We start from the raw sequence: 17,081 nt of genomic DNA, 5'->3' as shown, positions 1-17,081 counted from the left end.
CGCCTCCGGTCACTTTGCGATACCGGTTTGCTTCCCGCAGCTAGTCCGCGAAACAAATCGCGCGGTTGACGCGCCAGCAAAATTTTGTTAAAGCTTAGGGAAACTATGCTACACGCGCACAATAGGAGCCATTGAGGTCAAAGGTCGAACCGGCGCAGTTGCAATCTTCTGACTTTGGGTCGTCACCCAATTAACTCAGTGAGAGAAGGCTATGGACTTTGCCGTGCAGCCCCCAGAAGTCAATTCCGCGCGCATGTACAGCGGCCCTGGGTCAGGGCCGCTTCTGGCGGCCGCGGCTGCTTGGGACGTGCTGGCCGCCTCGCTGGCCTCCACCGCCAGCGGCTACGCCACGGTGCTCTCGGAGCTGACCGGTCAGGCGTGGCTGGGTCCGGCTTCGCTGGCGATGCTGGCCGCGGCGGCCCCCTATGTTGAGTGGCTGGCTGCCACTGGCAGTCAGGCCGCGCAGACCGCCGCCCAGGCGTATGCGGCGGCGGCGGCCTACGAGGCGGCGTTTGTCGCCACGGTGCCCCCGCCGGCGATCGCCGAGAATCGGGCGCAGCTGGCGGCGTTGGTAGCGACAAATTTTCTGGGTCAGAACACTCCGGCGATCATGGCCACCGAAGCCCTCTACATGGAGATGTGGGCTCAAGACGCCGCCGCCATGTATGGATATGAGGCTGCTTCGACGGCTGCCAGTACCCTGACGCCGTTCGCCGAGCCTCCCCGCACGACCAACCCCGCCGGGCAGGGGGCTCGCGCGGGCGCGCTGGCTCGGGCCGCCGGCGACTCCACCAGCGCTCGAATCCAATCTCTGACGAAACTCAGCTCGCATCCATTCACGCAGCAGCTGGGCTCGCCGACCGCGTCTCAGCAACTGAACTCGACGACGGCCTCCCAGCAATTGGCCTCGGCCGCGGTGTCTCAGCAGCTCAGTTCGCCTGCCGCCACTCAGCAGCTGGCCTCAACGACGGCCTCCCAGCAGTTGACCTCGGCCGCGGTGTCTCAGCAGGTCGGTTCGCCTGCGACCACTCAGCAGCTGGCCTCCACGACGGCCTCCCAGCAGGTCGGTTCGAGCGCGGTGTCGCAGCAGGTCGGCTCTAGCGCGGTGTCACAGCCGGTTGGTTCGTCCGCTGTCTCGCCGCAGTCGAGCTCCACCACGGCCTACCAGGCGGCCGCGCCCGCCGCGTCCCACCAGCCGGTAATGACCGCCGCCTCTCAGCAGCTCGGCTCTACCACCGCGTCCCAACAGTTGGCCTCGCCCGCCGTGTCGCAGCAGTCGGCGTCGACGGCGGTCACTCAACAATCCGCGTCGGCGGCGGTGTCGCAGCAGTCCGCATCGACCGCAGTCTCCGAACAGGTCAGCACGACCGCCGCCTCCCAAGGGCTCACCGAAACCCACGTCATCATCAACGGCGTCGATCCGATTGCCCTTTCCGGTGACGTCACCGGCACCACGCATCTCACGGCCGGCAACAGCTACGTCGTCCTCGCCGGCAACACCGTCACTATCGACCCGGGCGCCAGCCTGATCGCCGACTCGGGCAGCACCCTCACCGTGGACGGCACCATCACCATCGACGGCGGAACGCTCGGCTCCGGCGGCACCCTGGTCGACAGCGGCGCCATCACCGTCGCGAACGGCGGGGCCGTCACCATCAACGGCGGAGCGCTTCTCGCCGACGGCGGCACTCTCACCGTCAGCAACGCCTTCACCGTCGCGAGCGGCGGTTCTGTCACCGTCAACGGCGGAGCTGTTGCCGGAGCAGGCGGCAGCGTGACAGTCGGCTCCGGCGGCGTCCTCACCGACGCCGGCAGCATCACCGTCAGCAGCGGAGGAGTTCTCGGCGCGGGTGGCACCGTGACCGACGGCGGCACGTTGACCGTCAGTGCCGGCGGAGTGCTCGCCGACGGCGGCACCGTAACCGTGAGCTCGGGTGGCACGTTGGCCGATGGTGGCACCGTGACCATCAGCTCCGGAAGCACGTTGACCGTCAGCTCGGGTGGCGCGTTGACCGACGGCGGCGCCTTGACCATCAGCTCGGGTGGCACGCTGACCGATGGCGGCACCGTCACCGTCACCGGGGGCGGCGTGCTCACCGACGGCGGCACTCTGACGAACGCGGGCGGGACCGTCATTGTCAGCACCGGTGGCGCTGATAGCGGCACGTTGACGGTCGGCTCCGGCGTGACCTTCACCGACAGTGGCACCGTGACCGTCGGTTCGGGTGGCACCCTGACCGACGGGGGGACTGTGTCCGTCGCCGGCGGTGGCACATTGACTGACGGCGGCACGGTCACCGTCGCCAGCGGTGCCACGTTGACGGATTCTGGTGCACTGACTGTCAATTCGGGTGGCGTGTTCACGGATAGCGGCTCGTTCACCGTGGGCGCCGGTGTCACGGTTGTCGATAACGGCACGCTCAACCTCAACAACGCTGTCACCCTCACCGGCAGCGCGATCAACGTGGGCCCCACTGGCGCGCTCAACGTGAATAGCGGCGGCACGCTCGCCACCAATCTGGGTGGCACGTTGACCGATAGCGGTGCTGTCACCATCAATTCGGGTGGCACCCTGACGGACGGCGGCACCGTGACCATCACTGGCGGTGGCACATTGACCGACGGTGGCACCCTGACCAATACGGGCGGGACCGTCATTGTCAGTACTGGCGGTACCGATAGCGGCACCCTGACCGTGAGCTCCGGCGTGACCTTCACCGACAGCGGCACCGTGACCGTCAACACCGGGGGCAACCTGACTGTCAACGGAGCGCTCACCGTCGGTCCGACTGGCACGTTGACCGACGGCGGTGCGGTCACGGTGAATTCGGGTGGCACTCTGACTGATAGCGGTGCGTTGACCGTCAATTCCGCTGGCACTCTGACTGATAGCGGCACCCTGGCCGTCAGCTCGGGCCATACCCTCACCGACAGCGGCACCGTGACCGTCAGCTCGGGTGGCACCCTTGCCGATAGCGGAACCCTCGCCGTGAACACCGGTGGCAGCCTGACGGACAGCGGGACCGTCACCATCGCCAGCGGTGGCACGTTGACCGACAGCGGAACGGTCACGGTGAATTCGGGTGGCGTGCTGACGGATAGCGGTGGGCTGACGGTGAATTCGGGCGGGGTGTTGACGGATAGCGGCTCGTTCACGATGAATTCCGGTGTCACCGTGGTCGATAACGGCACGCTGAATATCAACAGTGGTGTGAGTCTGACGGGCAGCACGATCAACGTGGGCTCCACTGGCGCGCTCAACGTCGATAACGGCGGGACGCTGACTGTGGGTGCCTCCGGCACGTTGACCGACGGCGGTGCGGTCACGATCAATGCGGGTGGCGCGTTGACGGATAGCGGCACCGTCACCGTCAACGGGGGAGCGGTTCTCGGCTCCGGCGCCACACTGACGGACAGCGGCACTGTCACCGTGGCGAACGGCGGTACCCTCTCCGTCAGCGGTGGAACGGTTCTCGGCTCCGGCGGCCTCCTCACTGACAGCGGCAGTCTCACCGTGGCGAACGGCGGCACCTTGTCCGCCAACGGGGGAGCGGTTGTCGGCTCCGGGGGCACCGTGACGATCAGTTCCGGTGGCACGTTGACCGATGGCGGCACCGTCACTGTCAGCAGCGGAGGGCTTCTCGGCTCAGGCGGAACCCTGACTGACGGCGGGACTGTGACGGTCAGCGCCGGTGGCACCCTGACGGACGGCGGCACCGTGACAGTCAGCGCCGGCGGCACCCTTACCGACAGCGGCACCGTGACCGTGGGCTCCAGCGCCACCCTGACCGACAGCGGCACGGTGACCCTCAGCTCGGGTGGCGCGCTGACCGATAGTGGCGCGATGACCGTTGGTTCGAGTGGCGTGTTCACCGATAGCGGTTCGTTCACGGTGGGTTCCGGTGTCACGGTGGTGGACAACGGGACGCTCAATATCAACAGCGGCGTGAGCCTGACCGGCAGCACGATCAACGTGGGTTCCACTGGTGCCCTCAACGTCAATAGTGGTGGCACGCTGAGCGTTGGTTCCTCCGGCACGTTGACCGATGGTGGTGTGGTTACGGTCAATGCGGGTGGGGTGTTGGCGGATAATGGTGCGCTGACGGTTGATTCGGGTGGGGTGTTGACGAATAGTGGTTCGTTGACTGTGGGTTCTGGTGTGACCCTTGTCGATGACGGCACGCTTGATATCAACAGCGGCGCCAGTGTCGCGGGGACGCTCGATGTGAGTTCCACGGGTGCGGTGAATGTCAATAGTGGCACGTTGACTGTGGGTGCCTCTGGCACGTTGACCGACGGCGGTGCGGTCACGGTCAATGCGGGTGGTGCGTTGAGTGATAGCGGTAGTGTCGCGGTCAACGGCGGTGCGGTGCTGGGTTCTGGTGGCACGCTGACTGACAGCGGCACCGTGACGGTGGCGAACGGTGGCACTCTTTCCGTGGACGGCGGAACGGTTCTCGGGTCCGGCGGCCTTCTCACGGATAGCGGCACACTGACCGTGGCGGATGGCGGTGCCCTTTCGGTCGACGGGGGGTCGGTTGTCGGTTCTGGTGGCACCGTGACGGTCAGTTCCGGTGGTGTGCTCACCGATGGCGGCACGGTGACCGTCAGCGGTGGAGGGGTTCTGGGGTCGGGTGGCACCCTGACCGATGGCGGGACTCTGACCATCAGCTCCACCGGGACGTTGACGGATGGCGGGACCGTGACCGTTACTGGCGGCGGCGCGTTGACCGATGGTGGCACCCTGACCAATACGGGTGGGTCCCTGGTGGTCAGTGCTGGTGGTAGCGATAGCGGCACCTTGACCGTGAGTCCTGGCGTGACCTTCACCGACAGCGGCGCGGTGACCGTCAACACCGGTGGCACCCTGTCGGATAGCGGAACCGTCACTGTCTCCAGTGGTGGGACGTTGACCGACGGCGGTGCGGTGACGGTGAATTCGGGTGGCGTGCTGACGGATAGTGGTGCGCTGACGGTGAATTCGGGTGGCACTGTGACCGACGGCGGCACGTTGACTGTCGACTCTGGGATCACGCTCACCGATAGCGGCACGGTGACGGTCGGGCAGGGCGGTGCTGTGACGGACAGCGGGACGCTGACCGTGAGCTCGGGTGGCAGCTTGTCGGACAGCGGGACGGTGACGGTCGCCAGTGGCGGCACGTTGACCGATGGTGGTGTGGTTACGGTCAATGCGGGTGGGGTGATGGCGGATAATGGTGCGCTGACGGTTGATTCGGGTGGGGTGTTGACGAATAGTGGTTCGTTGACTGTGGGTTCTGGTGTGACCCTTGTCGATGACGGCACGCTTGATATCAACAGCGGCGCCAGTGTCGCGGGGACGCTCGATGTGAGTTCCACGGGTGCGGTGAATGTCAATAGTGGCACGTTGACTGTGGGTGCCTCTGGCACGTTGACCGACGGCGGTGCGGTCACGGTCAATGCGGGTGGTGCGTTGAGTGATAGCGGTAGTGTCACGGTCAACGGCGGTGCGGTGCTGGGTTCTGGTGGCACGCTGACTGACAGCGGCACCGTGACGGTGGCGAACGGTGGCACTCTTTCCGTGGACGGCGGGTCGGTGCTGGGCTCGGGTGGTGTCGTCACGGACAGCGGCAGTCTCACCGTGGCGAATGGCGGTGCCCTTTCGGTCGACGGGGGGTCGGTTGTCGGTTCTGGTGGCACCGTGACGGTCAGTTCCGGTGGTGTGCTCACCGATGGCGGCACGGTGACCGTCAGCGGTGGAGGGGTTCTGGGGTCGGGTGGCACCCTGACCGATGGCGGGACCGTGACGGTCAGCGCCGGTGGCACTTTGACGGATAGCGGCGCGGTGACCATCCGTTCCACCGGCACTTTGACCGATGGCGGGACCGTCACGGTCGGCTCGGGTGGCACTTTGTCGGATAGCGGCGCGGTGACCATCGGTTCCACCGGCACTTTGGCAGACGGCGGGACTGTGACCGTTACCGGCGGCGGTACGTTGACCGATGGTGGCGCCCTGACCAATACGGGTGGGTCCCTGGTGGTCAGTGCTGGTGGTAGCGATAGCGGCACCTTGACGGTGAGTCCTGGCGTCACGTTCACCGACAGCGGCACGCTGACTGTCAATGCTGGTGGCGCCTTGTCGGATAGTGGAACCGTCACTGTCTCCAGCGGGGGGACGTTGACCGACAGCGGTGCGGTGACGGTGAATTCGGGTGGCGTGTTGACGGATAGTGGTGCGTTGACGGTGAATTCGGGTGGCACTGTGACCGACGGCGGCACGTTGACTGTCGACTCTGGGATCACGCTCACCGATAGCGGCACGGTGACGGTCGGGCAGGGCGGTGCTGTGACGGACAGCGGGACGCTGACCGTGAGCTCGGGTGGCAGCTTGTCGGACAGCGGGACGGTGACGGTCGCCAGTGGTGGCACGTTGACCGACGGCGGTGCGGTCACGGTCAATGCGGGTGGTGCGTTGAGTGATAGCGGTAGTGTCACGGTCAACGGCGGTGCGGTGCTGGGTTCCGGTGGCACCCTCACTAACAGCGGCAGTCTCACCGTGGCGAACGGCGGCGCCCTCAACGTCGATGCCGGAACGGTTCTCGGCTCCGGCGGAACGCTCAGTAACAGCGGCACCCTCACCGTCGGCAACGGCGCTACCCTCTCCGCAAACGGCGGCACAATCCTCGGCTCCGGCGGCGCCATCACCGACAGCGGCACCCTCACCGTCGCGAACGGCGGCGCCGTCTCCGTCAACGGCGGGGCGGTTGTCGGTTCCGGTGGCACCGTGACCATCAGCTCCGGCGGCACCCTCACCGATGGGGGCACCCTGACCGTCGGCAGCGGAGGGATTCTCGGCTCGGGCGGCACCCTGACCGACAGCGGCACTCTGACGATCAGCGCCAGTGGCACCTTGGCCGACGGCGGCACGTTGACCGTGGGCTCGGGTGGCACGCTGACCGACGGCGGCGCCCTGACCGTGGGCTCCGGCGGCGCCCTGACCGTCGACACCGGTGGCGCCCTGACGGACAGCGGCGCATTGACTGTGAGCTCGGGTGGCACCCTGACGGACGCTGGGACCGTCACCGTCACCGGGGGCGGGATGCTTACCGACGGCGGCACTGTGACCAATACGGGCGGGACCATCATTGTCAGTACCGGTGGCACCGATAGCGGCACGTTGACCGTCGGCTCCGGTGGCACCCTCACCGATAGCGGCACAGTGGCCGTGGGTTCGGGTGGCACCCTGACGGACAGCGGGACCGTCACCGTTGCCAGCGGGGGGACGTTGACCGACAGCGGGACCGTGACGGTCACCAGCGGCGGCACGTTGGCGGATAGTGGTGCGCTGACGATCAATTCGGGCGGCACGTTGACTGATGGCGGGACGCTCACCGTCGGTTCCGGTGTCACTCTGACAGACGACGGCACGCTCGACATCAACAGCGGCGTCAGCCTCAGTGGCACGATCGACGTGGGTTCCACAGGTTCGCTCAACGTGAATAGCGGCGGGGCCCTGGCCGTCGGCCCGGGCGCCACGCTCACTGACAGCGGCACCGTCACGATCAATTCGGGTGGCACGCTGACGGATAGCGGCACTGTCACCGTCGCCAACGGTGGCAGCCTGACTGATAGTGGTGCGCTGACGGTTGATTCGGGTGGGGTGTTGACGGACAGTGGCTCGTTTACTGTGGATTCTGGTGTGACTGTGGTGGATAACGGCACGCTGAATGTCAATGGTGGTGCCGTAGTTGCGGGCACGATTGATGTGGGTTCCACGGGTGTGGTGAACGTGAACGGCGGGGGCACGCTGAGTGTGGGTTCTACGGGTGTGTTGACCGATGGTGGTGTGGTGACGGTCCATTCGGGTGGCGCGTTGACCGATGGTGGGACTGTCACCGTCAACGGTGGGTCGGTTCTGGGGTCCGGTGGCACCTTCACGGACGGCGGCGCCGTCAGCGTCACGAATGGCGGAACTCTTTCCGTTGACGGGGGTTCGGTCCTGGGATCGGGCGGGATCCTCACTGACAGTGGCGATCTCACCGTGGCGAACGGCGGTGCTCTTTCTGTCAATGGTGGGTCGGTCCTCGGGTCTGGGGGGACGGTGACGGTGGGTTCGGGTGGCACGTTGACCGATGGCGGTACCGTGACGGTCGGCGGTGGAGGGCTTCTGGGCTCGGGTGGCAGCCTGACTGATGGCGGCACCGTGACGGTCAGCGCCGGTGGCACGTTGACCGATGGCGGGACGGTGACGGTCAGCTCGGGTGGCTTGTTGACTGACGGCGGGACGGTGACGGTCAGCTCGGGTGGCACGTTGACCGATAGCGGCGCCGTGGCGGTCAGCCCCAGTGGCATCCTGACCGATGGCGGCACGCTGACCATCAATGCCGGCAACACGCTGACGGATAGCGGGACCGTCACTGTCACCAGTGGCGGCGTCTTGACCGATGGCGGCACGTTCACGGTCAGCGCGGGCGGCACGCTCACGGACAGCGGCACGTTCACGGTCAGTTCGGGCGGCGCGCTGACCAACGGTGGCACCGTCACGGTCGGGGCCACCCTGGCCGACAGCGGCATCGTCACCGTCGGCTCTGGCAGCACCTTCACCGTCGATCCCGGCGGCGTCGTCCCCATCCTCACTGGCGGAAGCATCACCGTCGGACCCGGCGAGGTCATCACCATTGGCCCCGGCGGGAGTTACACCTCCACCGGCGTGATCGGCCCGGTCACCATCGCCCCCGGTGCGCCGGTGCCGCCCGTGCCGCCGGTCCCGTCGCCTGTGGTGGTCGGCATCTCTCCGAGCGGGCTTGCCGCCCCGGGCCTGTCGGGTCTCGCGGGGCTCTCCGGAATCCAAGGCCCGCAAGATGATTCGACGTTGGCCGCGTCTGGATCGGACGGTAGATCTTGTTGTCGATATATAGAGCTCAATGGAGGTCGGTGCTGCTGGGATCTCGACACGTCTGAGGTTGACTGATGGGTCCGGTTCACACAGGCGAGATCGCGGAAAGTGTTGGGCGAGGCGACGACTGGAACCCCAGGGCACCCGAGCCGGTGCAGTCCCCGTCGGGCGAGGCCTCCGGACGGCGCGGCAAGGCGATCTCGCGCGGGCCGTTATCGGTGCCGCTGAGCTGGTCCACGGCGGCCCCGCGGATCGAGACGGCTTCGCTGTTGTCCGTTGCTGCCAGCCGTAACGCCACCGCTCGGCACACCGCAGCGATCCCGATGGCAAGCACGTTCCTCAAGGGACTGATGGCAATGCTTGCCGGGCCGGGTGCGGTAACCGCAGCGACCCGTTCACCGGACTACCACAAGAGTGATGGAGAAAACGCCGAAGTTCGGCACGCCGAAACACGGGTCCAAGACGACGCCACCGCGGAAGCGGACGGCGCTGCCGTTGATTCCGCGTCCACGAGCGCCCCGATCCTGGGCGGCGAACCATCGCAGACCAATGATGCCCACGGGCAGGGCGCCCTTGCTCGTGCGGTGGCCCGGGCCGCAGCCAACACCACCGTCCGGAATGCAGGCCCCGCCATCGGCATCCGCATCCTGCAAGGTCAAACCGTCACCCTCCCGTATGGCAGCACCATCGCTCTCGCCGAAGGCACCAGCATGCTCGTCAACAGCGGCTCCATCACCGTGGAAGGCGCCGGGACCTGCGTAATGAACGTCCCCGTCACCATCAACGACGGCAGCACTGTCACCACCCTTGGTAGGTGTTACGCGGGCGGCGCCGTAATCCCTTCCAACACTCGACTACACGCCGGCAGCTACGGTCCGTTCACCCTCACCCAGTACCGCCGCGCCAAGGTCGAAATCGAGCTCTTCAGCGGCTCCGCCACCACGGGTGCCGGCCCACACGTGGGTGAGGTCATAACCCCCGCGCACCGAACCGCCACCGCCACCGTCGGCGCAGAGGGCGCCACCATCACCAACACCGAAGGTGCGATCACCGTCACCACCCGTCGGTATCCGCAACTCGGGTACTGCAACGGCGCGTCTTCGTCGGGTCGCGTACGCGCATAGCGCGGGGCGTGCTTCGACGCCTGGATGGCTCGCACCGGGCCGGGTGGCAGTCACGCGGATAGGGCATTGGCGCCGCCGCGTCGCCGCAGGCCAAGCCGCATCCACGACGCGACTCGTATAGTCGACCGGGGGTCGGGGTTTGACGAGGAGGACAAGTGGCAGGTCGACCACTGCAATGCTTCGAAGTTGTAGGTACCGAACAACTCACACCGCACATGGTGCGGATAGTGCTCGGGAGCAAGGACTTTGACGCTTTCGTGCCCAGCAAGTTCACCGACTCCTACGTCAAGCTGGTGTTCGTCGCCGACGACGTGGACGTGGCCGGCTTGCCCGAGCCGCTGACCCTCGACAGCTTCGCCGACCTGCCCCCGGAGAAAAAGCCCTCGGTGCGGACCCTCACCGTTCGCCACGTCGACATCGAGAATCGCCGCATCACGCTGGACATCGTCGTGCACGGTGAGCACGGCATGGCGGGTCAGTGGGCCTCGACCGCCCAACCCGGCCAAACGATCCACCTGATGGGCCCCGGCGGCGCCTACACGCCCGACCCGGCCGCCGACTGGCACCTGCTGGCCGGCGACGAATCGGCGCTGCCGGCCATCGCCGCGGCGCTCGAGGCGCTGCCCCCCAGCGCGGTCGGCAAGGCGTTCATCGAGGTCGCGGGCCCAGAGGACGAGCTCCCGCTGACCGCACCCGACGGCGTCGAGGTGCACTGGGTCTACCGCGGCGGCCGCGCCGACCTGGTTCCCGAGGATCGCGCCGGCGACCACGCGCCGCTGATCGAGGCCGTCACCAGCGCGCCCTGGCTGCCGGGACGGGTGCACGTCTTCATCCACGGCGAGGCCCAGGCCGTCATGCACAATCTGCGCCCCTACATCCGCAAGGAGCGGGGCGTGGACGCCAAATGGGCGTCGTCGATCTCGGGGTATTGGCGCCGCGGCCGCACCGAAGAGACCTTCCGGCAATGGAAGAAAGAACTGGCGCAGGCGGAGTCGGCGAACTCGTCAGCCTGACGGCCGCCTGGCATTGTCTATCGCATGGCTTTCGGCGACTACCAGAACGAGATCTACTTCAAGGGCCTGGGCGGGGTGGCGCCCGCGCTGCCGATGGCCTTCGCGGAGCTGGAGGCACGCGCCGAGCGGGCCATGTCGCCGTCGGTGTGGTCCTACGTCACCGGTGGCGCCGGAGACGAACGCACGCAGCGGGCCAACCGGGAGGCATTCGATCGCTGGGGCCTGATACCGCGCATGTTCGTCGGCGCCGCCGCCCGCGACCTGTCGGTGCAGATGTTCGGCCTGACGCTGCCGTCGCCGGTGTTCATGGCCCCGATCGGCGTCATCGGCATCTGCGCCCAAGACGGCCACGGCGACCTGGCCACCGCGCGTGCGGCCGCGGCCACCGGCGTCCCGATGGTCGTGTCCACCCTGACCGCCGACCCGATGGAAGACGTCGCCGCGCAATTCGGTGACACCCCCGGCTTCTTCCAGCTGTACACGCCGAGGGATCGCGACCTGGCCGCCAGCCTCGTCCAGCGGGCCGAAGCCGCCGGCTACCAGGGCATCGTCGTCACCCTCGACACCTGGATTCCCGGGTGGCGTCCGCGCGACCTCAGCACGGCCAACTTCCCCCAGCTACGGGGGCTCTGCCTGAGCAACTACACCAGCGATCCGGTCTTCCGCGCCAAACTGCAACGCCCTCCGGAGGAGGACCCGCGGGGCACCGTGCTGCAGTGGGTGACGACGTTCGGAAATCCCCTGACCTGGGACGATCTGGCCTGGCTGCGATCGCTGACCGACCTGCCGCTGATCATCAAGGGCATCTGCCACCCCGACGACGCGCGGCGCGCCAGGGACGGCGGCGTCGACGGCATCTACTGCTCCACCCATGGCGGCCGTCAGGCCAACGGGGGCCTGCCCGCCCTCGCGTGCCTGCCCGGAGTCGTCGAGGCGGCCGACGGGCTGCCGGTCCTGTTCGATTCGGGGATCCGCAGCGGCGCCGACATCGTCAAGGCGCTCGCGCTGGGCGCCACCGCCGTGGGCATCGGCCGGCCGTACGCCTACGGCCTGGCGCTCGGCGGCGCCGACGGCATCGTGCACGTGCTGCGCTCGATCCTGGCCGAAGCCGACCTCATCATGGCCGTCGACGGCTACCCGACGCTCAAAGATCTCACCCCGGACACGCTTCGGCGCGTCGACTAGAGCGCGCCGGGCCGTGCCTGCGACCGTGGGGGAGTGCAGGCGATCCTCGACGAGTTCGACGAGTACCTGGACTTGCAGTGCGGCCGTTCCGCGCACACCCGTCGGGCCTACCTCAGCGACCTGCGCTCGCTGCTCGCCTTCCTCGCCGACCGCGGCGTCGGCCTGGACGGGCTGAGCCTGCCCCTGCTGCGCTCCTGGCTGTCCACGGCGGCCGCGGCCGGTGTCGCCCGCACGACGCTGGCCCGCCGCACCTCGGCGGTCAAGGCCTTCACCGCCTGGGCGGTGCGGCGCGGCCTGCTCACCGCAGACCCGGCCGCGCGGCTGCAGGTTCCCAAGGCGCACCGCATCCTGCCCGCGGTGCTGCGCCAGGACCAGGCCGCCAATGCCATGGCCGCCGCCAAATCCGGTGCGCAGCAGGGTGACCCGATGGCGTTGCGGGACCGGCTGATCGTGGAGATGTTGTATGCCACCGGGATCCGGGTCAGCGAGCTGTGCGGCCTGGACATCGACGACGTCGACACCCATCACCGGCTCGTCAGAGTTCTCGGCAAGGGCAACAAGCAGCGCAGCGTGCCGTTCGGCCGGCCCGCCGGCGAGGCGCTCGGCGCGTGGCTGGCCGACGGGCGCCCGGCGCTGGTGAACGCCGAGTCGGGCCCGGCGCTGCTGCTGGGCGCGCGGGGCCGCCGGCTCGACGTCCGGCAGGCGCGCACGGTGGTGCATCAGACCGTCGCCGCGGTGGACGGCGCGCCGGACATGGGGCCGCACGGCCTGCGGCACAGCGCGGCGACACACCTGCTCGAAGGCGGCGCTGACCTGCGCATTGTCCAGGAGCTGCTCGGGCATTCCAGCCTGGCGACCACCCAGCTCTACACCCACGTCGCGGTGTCCCGGTTGCGCGCGGTGCACGACCAGGCCCACCCGAGGGCCTGACGCCCGCTCAGCGGTTCAGCGGTTTGAGCCGCACCGGCGTGGACTGCAGCAGGCCCAGCGGATCGACATAGTCCGCACCCGACGCCGGCCCCCACATCGCGCCCCAGTGCAAACACGCAACGGCCGGGCAGCCGCCATGCCCGCGCATCAACCCGCCGATCACGGTCGAAGCCGTCACGTGCTGGCCGACCCGGACGGTCGCCCGGACCGGCTCGTAACTGGTGTGCAAGCCACCGGGATGGGCCAGCGACACCACCGGCCGCCCGGCCAGCAGCCCGGCGAACACGACGGTCCCGTCGCCCGCCGCATACACCGACTGACCGGCGGCTCCGGCCAGGTCCACGCCCCGATGTCCGGGATTCCAGTTGGGCGACGGGGCGTCGAACCCCCGGGCGACGGCCGGCGGCGGGCGCAGCGGCCACTCCAGCCGATCCTCGGCGGCGCCCGCCGGCACCGCGCTGACCAGGCCCGCACACAACAGCAGCGCTGTCCACCGCATCCCGGCAGTTCAGCGCGCCGGCGGCCGGCCCCGCCAGCCGGTCGCGCCGGTTTTGTGGACGCGCGGCCCTGTTGGGGAAGCATGGCAAAAACCACCTGCTGAGTCGGTGTAAACTGCTGGTCGCAGCTCGTTCGCGGGCTGACTTCGCGCGTCTGCATCGCGTCTCCGGTTCCACCAGGAGAACGCAATCGCATGCCGGGCGGTCCCGTCCACGACGGGTCCGGCATCGCAGCAGCCGCCAGGGCCCGGCCTCAACCCGATGCCAGGCGACAACCGACACAGGTAAGGCACAACCATGGCCGTCGTAACCATGAAGCAGCTGCTCGACAGCGGCACCCACTTCGGGCACCAGACCCGTCGCTGGAATCCCAAGATGAAGCGGTTCATCTTCACCGACCGCAACGGCATCTACATCATCGACCTGCAGCAGACCCTGACCTTCATCGATCAGGCGTATGAGTTCGTCAAGGAGACCGTCGCCCACGGCGGCAGCGTGCTGTTCGTCGGCACCAAGAAGCAGGCGCAGGAGTCCGTCGCTGCCGAGGCGACCCGCGTCGGCATGCCGTACGTGAACCAGCGCTGGCTGGGCGGCATGCTGACCAACTTCTCCACCGTGCACAAGCGCCTGCAGCGCCTCAAGGAGCTCGAGGCGATGGAGCAGACCGGTGGCTTCGAGGGCCGCACCAAGAAGGAAATCTTGATGCTGACCCGCGAGAAGAACAAGCTCGAGCGCAGCCTCGGCGGTATCCGCGACATGGCCAAGGTGCCGTCGGCCATCTGGGTCGTCGACACCAACAAGGAGCACCTCGCGGTCGCGGAGGCGCGCAAACTGAACATCCCGATCATCGCGATCCTGGACACCAACTGCGACCCCGACGAGGTCGACTACCCGATCCCGGGCAACGACGACGCGATCCGTTCGGCCGCGTTGCTCACCAAGGTGATCGCCTCGGCGGTCGCCGAGGGCCTGCAGGCCCGCGCCGGAGTCGGCCGCGGCGACAAGCCCGAGGCCGAGGCCGCCGAGCCGCTCGCCGAATGGGAGCAGGAGCTGTTGGCCTCCGCTACCGCCACCGCCCCCACCGAAGCCGCTGCGGGCACCCCCGAACCAACCCCCACGGAAGGCTGATATGGCGAACTTCACCGCTGCCGACGTCAAGCGGCTTCGGGAACTCACCGGTGCCGGCATGCTCGACTGCAAGAACGCGCTGGCCGAGAACGACGGCGACTTCGACAAGGCCGTCGAGGCGCTGCGCATCAAAGGCGCCAAGGATGTCGGCAAGCGCGCCGAGCGCGCGACGGCCGAAGGTCTGGTTGCGGCCCAGGGCGGCGCGCTGATCGAGCTGAACAGCGAGACCGACTTCGTCGCGAAGAACGCCGAGTTCCAGGCGCTGGCCGACCAGATCGTGGCCGCGGCCGTGTCGTCGAAGGCCAAGGACGTCGACGAGCTCAAGGGCGCCAGCGTCGGTGACAAGACCGTCGAGCAGGCGATCGCGGAGCTGTCGGCCAAGATCGGCGAGAAGTTGGAGTTGCGCCGCGTCGCGAACTTCGACGGCACCGTCGAGACCTACCTGCACCGGCGAGCGGCCGACCTGCCCCCCGCGGTCGGCGTGCTGGTCGAGTACCAGGGCTCGGACACCGAGGCGGCCCACGCGGTCGCGCTGCAGATCGCCGCGCTCAAGGCTCGCTACCTGTCCCGCGACGACGTGCCCGAGGACGTGGTGGCCAGCGAGCGCCGCATCGCCGAGGAGACCGCCAAGGCGGAGGGCAAGCCGGAGCAGGCGCTGCCCAAGATCGTCGAGGGCCGGCTGAACGGCTTCTTCAAGGACGCGGTGCTGCTCGAGCAGCCGTCGGTGTCCGACAGCAAGAAGACGGTCAAGGCGCTGCTCGACGACGCCGGCGTCACCGTGACGCGGTTCGTCCGCTTCGAGGTGGGTCAGGCCTGATTCAGGCCTGACCGCCCGGCGCCGATGCGGCCCGGGCCGCGCACGAGGCGGGAAACCTCCCGGTGGCAGGCGTCCGCGGGTTAGCGTCAGTGCCATGCGACACGTGCACGCGTTCGGCGACGACGCCCTTGGCGACCTGGACGCGGTCGGCCTGGCCGATGCGCTGAAGTCGGGCCGGATCGGCAGGGCCGAGGTGGTCGAGGCCGCGATCGCCCGCACCGAGGCCGTCGACCCGCTGCTGAACGGGTTGGCGTACGCCGCCTTCGAGCAAGCGCGGGCGGCCGCGGCGGCCCCTTCGGGCGGTTACTTCGCCGGCGTCCCCACGTTCATCAAGGACAACGTCGACGTCGCCGGGCAGCCCACCATGCACGGCACCGACGCGTGGACGAGCTGGAATGCCGTCGCGGACAGCGTCTTCACCGAGCTGTTCCTGGCGACGGGGCTGACGTCGGTGGGCAAGACGCAGTTGTCCGAGTTCGGGTTCAGCGCGGCGGCCGAGCATCCGCGGTTGGGCCCGGTCCGCAACCCGTGGGACACCGACTACACCGCCGGTGCGTCGTCGTCGGGGTCGGGCGCTTTCGTCGCCGCCGGTGTGGTGCCCATGGCGCACGCCAACGACGGCGGCGGTTCAATCCGGATTCCGGCCGCCTGCAACGGGTTGGTCGGGCTCAAACCCTCGCGGGGGCGGCTGCCGCTGGACCCGACGCTGCGCCGGATGCCGGTCGGCGTGGTCGCCAACGGGGTGGTGAGCCGTTCGGTGCGCGACACCGCGGCCTTCTACCGCGAGGCCGAGCGGATCTGGCGCAACCCCAAACTGGCGCCCGTCGGGGACGTCACCGCGCCCGGCCGGCAGCGGCTGCGGATCGCGGTGCTGACCAGGTCGATACAACGCGAAAGCAGTCCTCAGACGCGGGAGTTGACGCTGAAGTCCGCCGGCCTGCTCGAGGAGCTGGGCCACCGCGTCGAACACCTCGACGAGCCCCCGGTCGCGGCCAGTTTCGTCGACGACTTCGTCATGTACTGGGGATTTCTGGCGCTGGCCCAGGTGCGCGGCGGGCGGCACATGTTCGGCGCCACGTTCGATCGCAGCAAGCTGGACAGCCTGACCCTGGGCCTGCTGCGGCACACCAGCCGCAACCTCCACCGCCTTCCGACGGCGATCGTGCGCCTGCGCCGCGCGCGCGGGCGCACCGCGCGGTTCTTCCGCACCTACGATGCCGTGCTCACCCCGACCGTCGCCGACGAGACGCCCCGCATCGGAGTCCTGGCGCCCACCGATTACCAGCAGGTGATCAGCCGGCTGATCGACTGGGTCTCGTTCACTCCGCTGCACAACGTCACCGGCGAGCCCGCCATCTCGCTGCCGCTGGCGCAGTCCGCCGACGGCATGCCGGTGGGCATGATGCTGTCGGCCGATGTGGGCCAGGAGACGCTGCTGCTCGAATTGGCCTATGAGCTCGAAGAAGCCCAGCCGTGGCCGCGCATCCACACCGCCGGGTGATCAGACTGATC

Annotated in this window: 8 protein-coding genes and 1 pseudogene; 8 read left to right on the top strand and 1 reads right to left on the bottom strand. The window is 68.3% G+C overall.

Annotated features, from left to right (window positions below; all coding sequences use genetic code 11):
- Positions 1-211: 211 nt before the first annotated feature.
- The 5 genes from MTY59_RS26595 (at position 212) to MTY59_RS26575 (ending at position 13,127) form a co-directional block, all read left to right on the top strand.
- Positions 212-8,950 carry a PPE domain-containing protein gene (locus MTY59_RS26595; RefSeq protein ID WP_221043796.1) on the top strand — a complete coding sequence of 2,913 codons (8,739 nt, stop codon included), beginning with the start codon at positions 212-214 and terminating at the stop codon, positions 8,948-8,950.
- Complete coding sequence (locus tag MTY59_RS26590) at positions 8,950-9,999, top strand: hypothetical protein (RefSeq protein WP_221043795.1); 1,050 nt, start codon at positions 8,950-8,952, stop codon at positions 9,997-9,999. The genes MTY59_RS26595 and MTY59_RS26590 overlap by 1 nt, the downstream gene beginning before the upstream one ends.
- A gap of 155 nt (positions 10,000-10,154) precedes the next feature.
- On the top strand, positions 10,155-11,012 hold the full coding sequence (locus MTY59_RS26585) for a siderophore-interacting protein (RefSeq protein WP_221043794.1): 858 nt from the start codon (positions 10,155-10,157) through the stop codon (positions 11,010-11,012).
- A gap of 24 nt (positions 11,013-11,036) precedes the next feature.
- Complete coding sequence (locus tag MTY59_RS26580; RefSeq protein ID WP_221043793.1) at positions 11,037-12,197, top strand: lactate 2-monooxygenase; 1,161 nt, start codon at positions 11,037-11,039, stop codon at positions 12,195-12,197.
- A 33-nt stretch (positions 12,198-12,230) separates the two neighbouring features.
- On the top strand, positions 12,231-13,127 hold the full coding sequence (locus tag MTY59_RS26575; RefSeq protein WP_221043792.1) for a tyrosine recombinase XerC: 897 nt from the start codon (positions 12,231-12,233) through the stop codon (positions 13,125-13,127).
- Between the two features lie 13 nt (positions 13,128-13,140).
- On the opposite strand, the pseudogene MTY59_RS26570 reads toward MTY59_RS26575, so the two are convergent.
- Positions 13,141-13,626: pseudogene (locus tag MTY59_RS26570) on the bottom strand (M23 family metallopeptidase); the annotation flags it as partial.
- Between the two features lie 295 nt (positions 13,627-13,921).
- Between MTY59_RS26570 and rpsB the strand changes: the two are divergent.
- The 3 genes from rpsB to MTY59_RS26555 all read left to right on the top strand — a co-directional run bounded on the left by rpsB (position 13,922) and on the right by MTY59_RS26555 (position 17,070).
- The gene (gene rpsB / locus MTY59_RS26565; protein WP_221043790.1) at positions 13,922-14,752 is read left to right on the top strand and encodes a 30S ribosomal protein S2; all 831 of its coding nucleotides are present in this window, start codon (positions 13,922-13,924) and stop codon (positions 14,750-14,752) included.
- A gap of 1 nt (position 14,753) precedes the next feature.
- The gene (gene tsf / locus MTY59_RS26560; protein ID WP_221043789.1) at positions 14,754-15,569 is read left to right on the top strand and encodes a translation elongation factor Ts; all 816 of its coding nucleotides are present in this window, start codon (positions 14,754-14,756) and stop codon (positions 15,567-15,569) included.
- 94 nt (positions 15,570-15,663) lie between these two features.
- Complete coding sequence (locus tag MTY59_RS26555) at positions 15,664-17,070, top strand: amidase (RefSeq protein ID WP_221043788.1); 1,407 nt, start codon at positions 15,664-15,666, stop codon at positions 17,068-17,070.
- Positions 17,071-17,081 lie beyond the last annotated feature (11 nt).

The sequence above is a fragment of the Mycobacterium senriense genome (assembly GCF_019668465.1).
GTDB classification, from domain to species: domain Bacteria; phylum Actinomycetota; class Actinomycetes; order Mycobacteriales; family Mycobacteriaceae; genus Mycobacterium; species Mycobacterium senriense.
This window is presented reverse-complemented; position numbering and strand designations above follow the sequence as displayed.

Coding starts and splice junctions, on each gene's coding strand:
- MTY59_RS26595 (WP_221043796.1), top strand. CDS start 212: ATGGACTTTGCCGTGCAGCCCCCAGAAGTCAATTCCGCGCGCATGTAC.
- rpsB (WP_221043790.1), top strand. CDS start 13,922: ATGGCCGTCGTAACCATGAAGCAGCTGCTCGACAGCGGCACCCACTTC.
- tsf (WP_221043789.1), top strand. CDS start 14,754: ATGGCGAACTTCACCGCTGCCGACGTCAAGCGGCTTCGGGAACTCACC.
- MTY59_RS26590 (WP_221043795.1), top strand. CDS start 8,950: ATGGGTCCGGTTCACACAGGCGAGATCGCGGAAAGTGTTGGGCGAGGC.
- MTY59_RS26555 (WP_221043788.1), top strand. CDS start 15,664: ATGCGACACGTGCACGCGTTCGGCGACGACGCCCTTGGCGACCTGGAC.
- MTY59_RS26580 (WP_221043793.1), top strand. CDS start 11,037: ATGGCTTTCGGCGACTACCAGAACGAGATCTACTTCAAGGGCCTGGGC.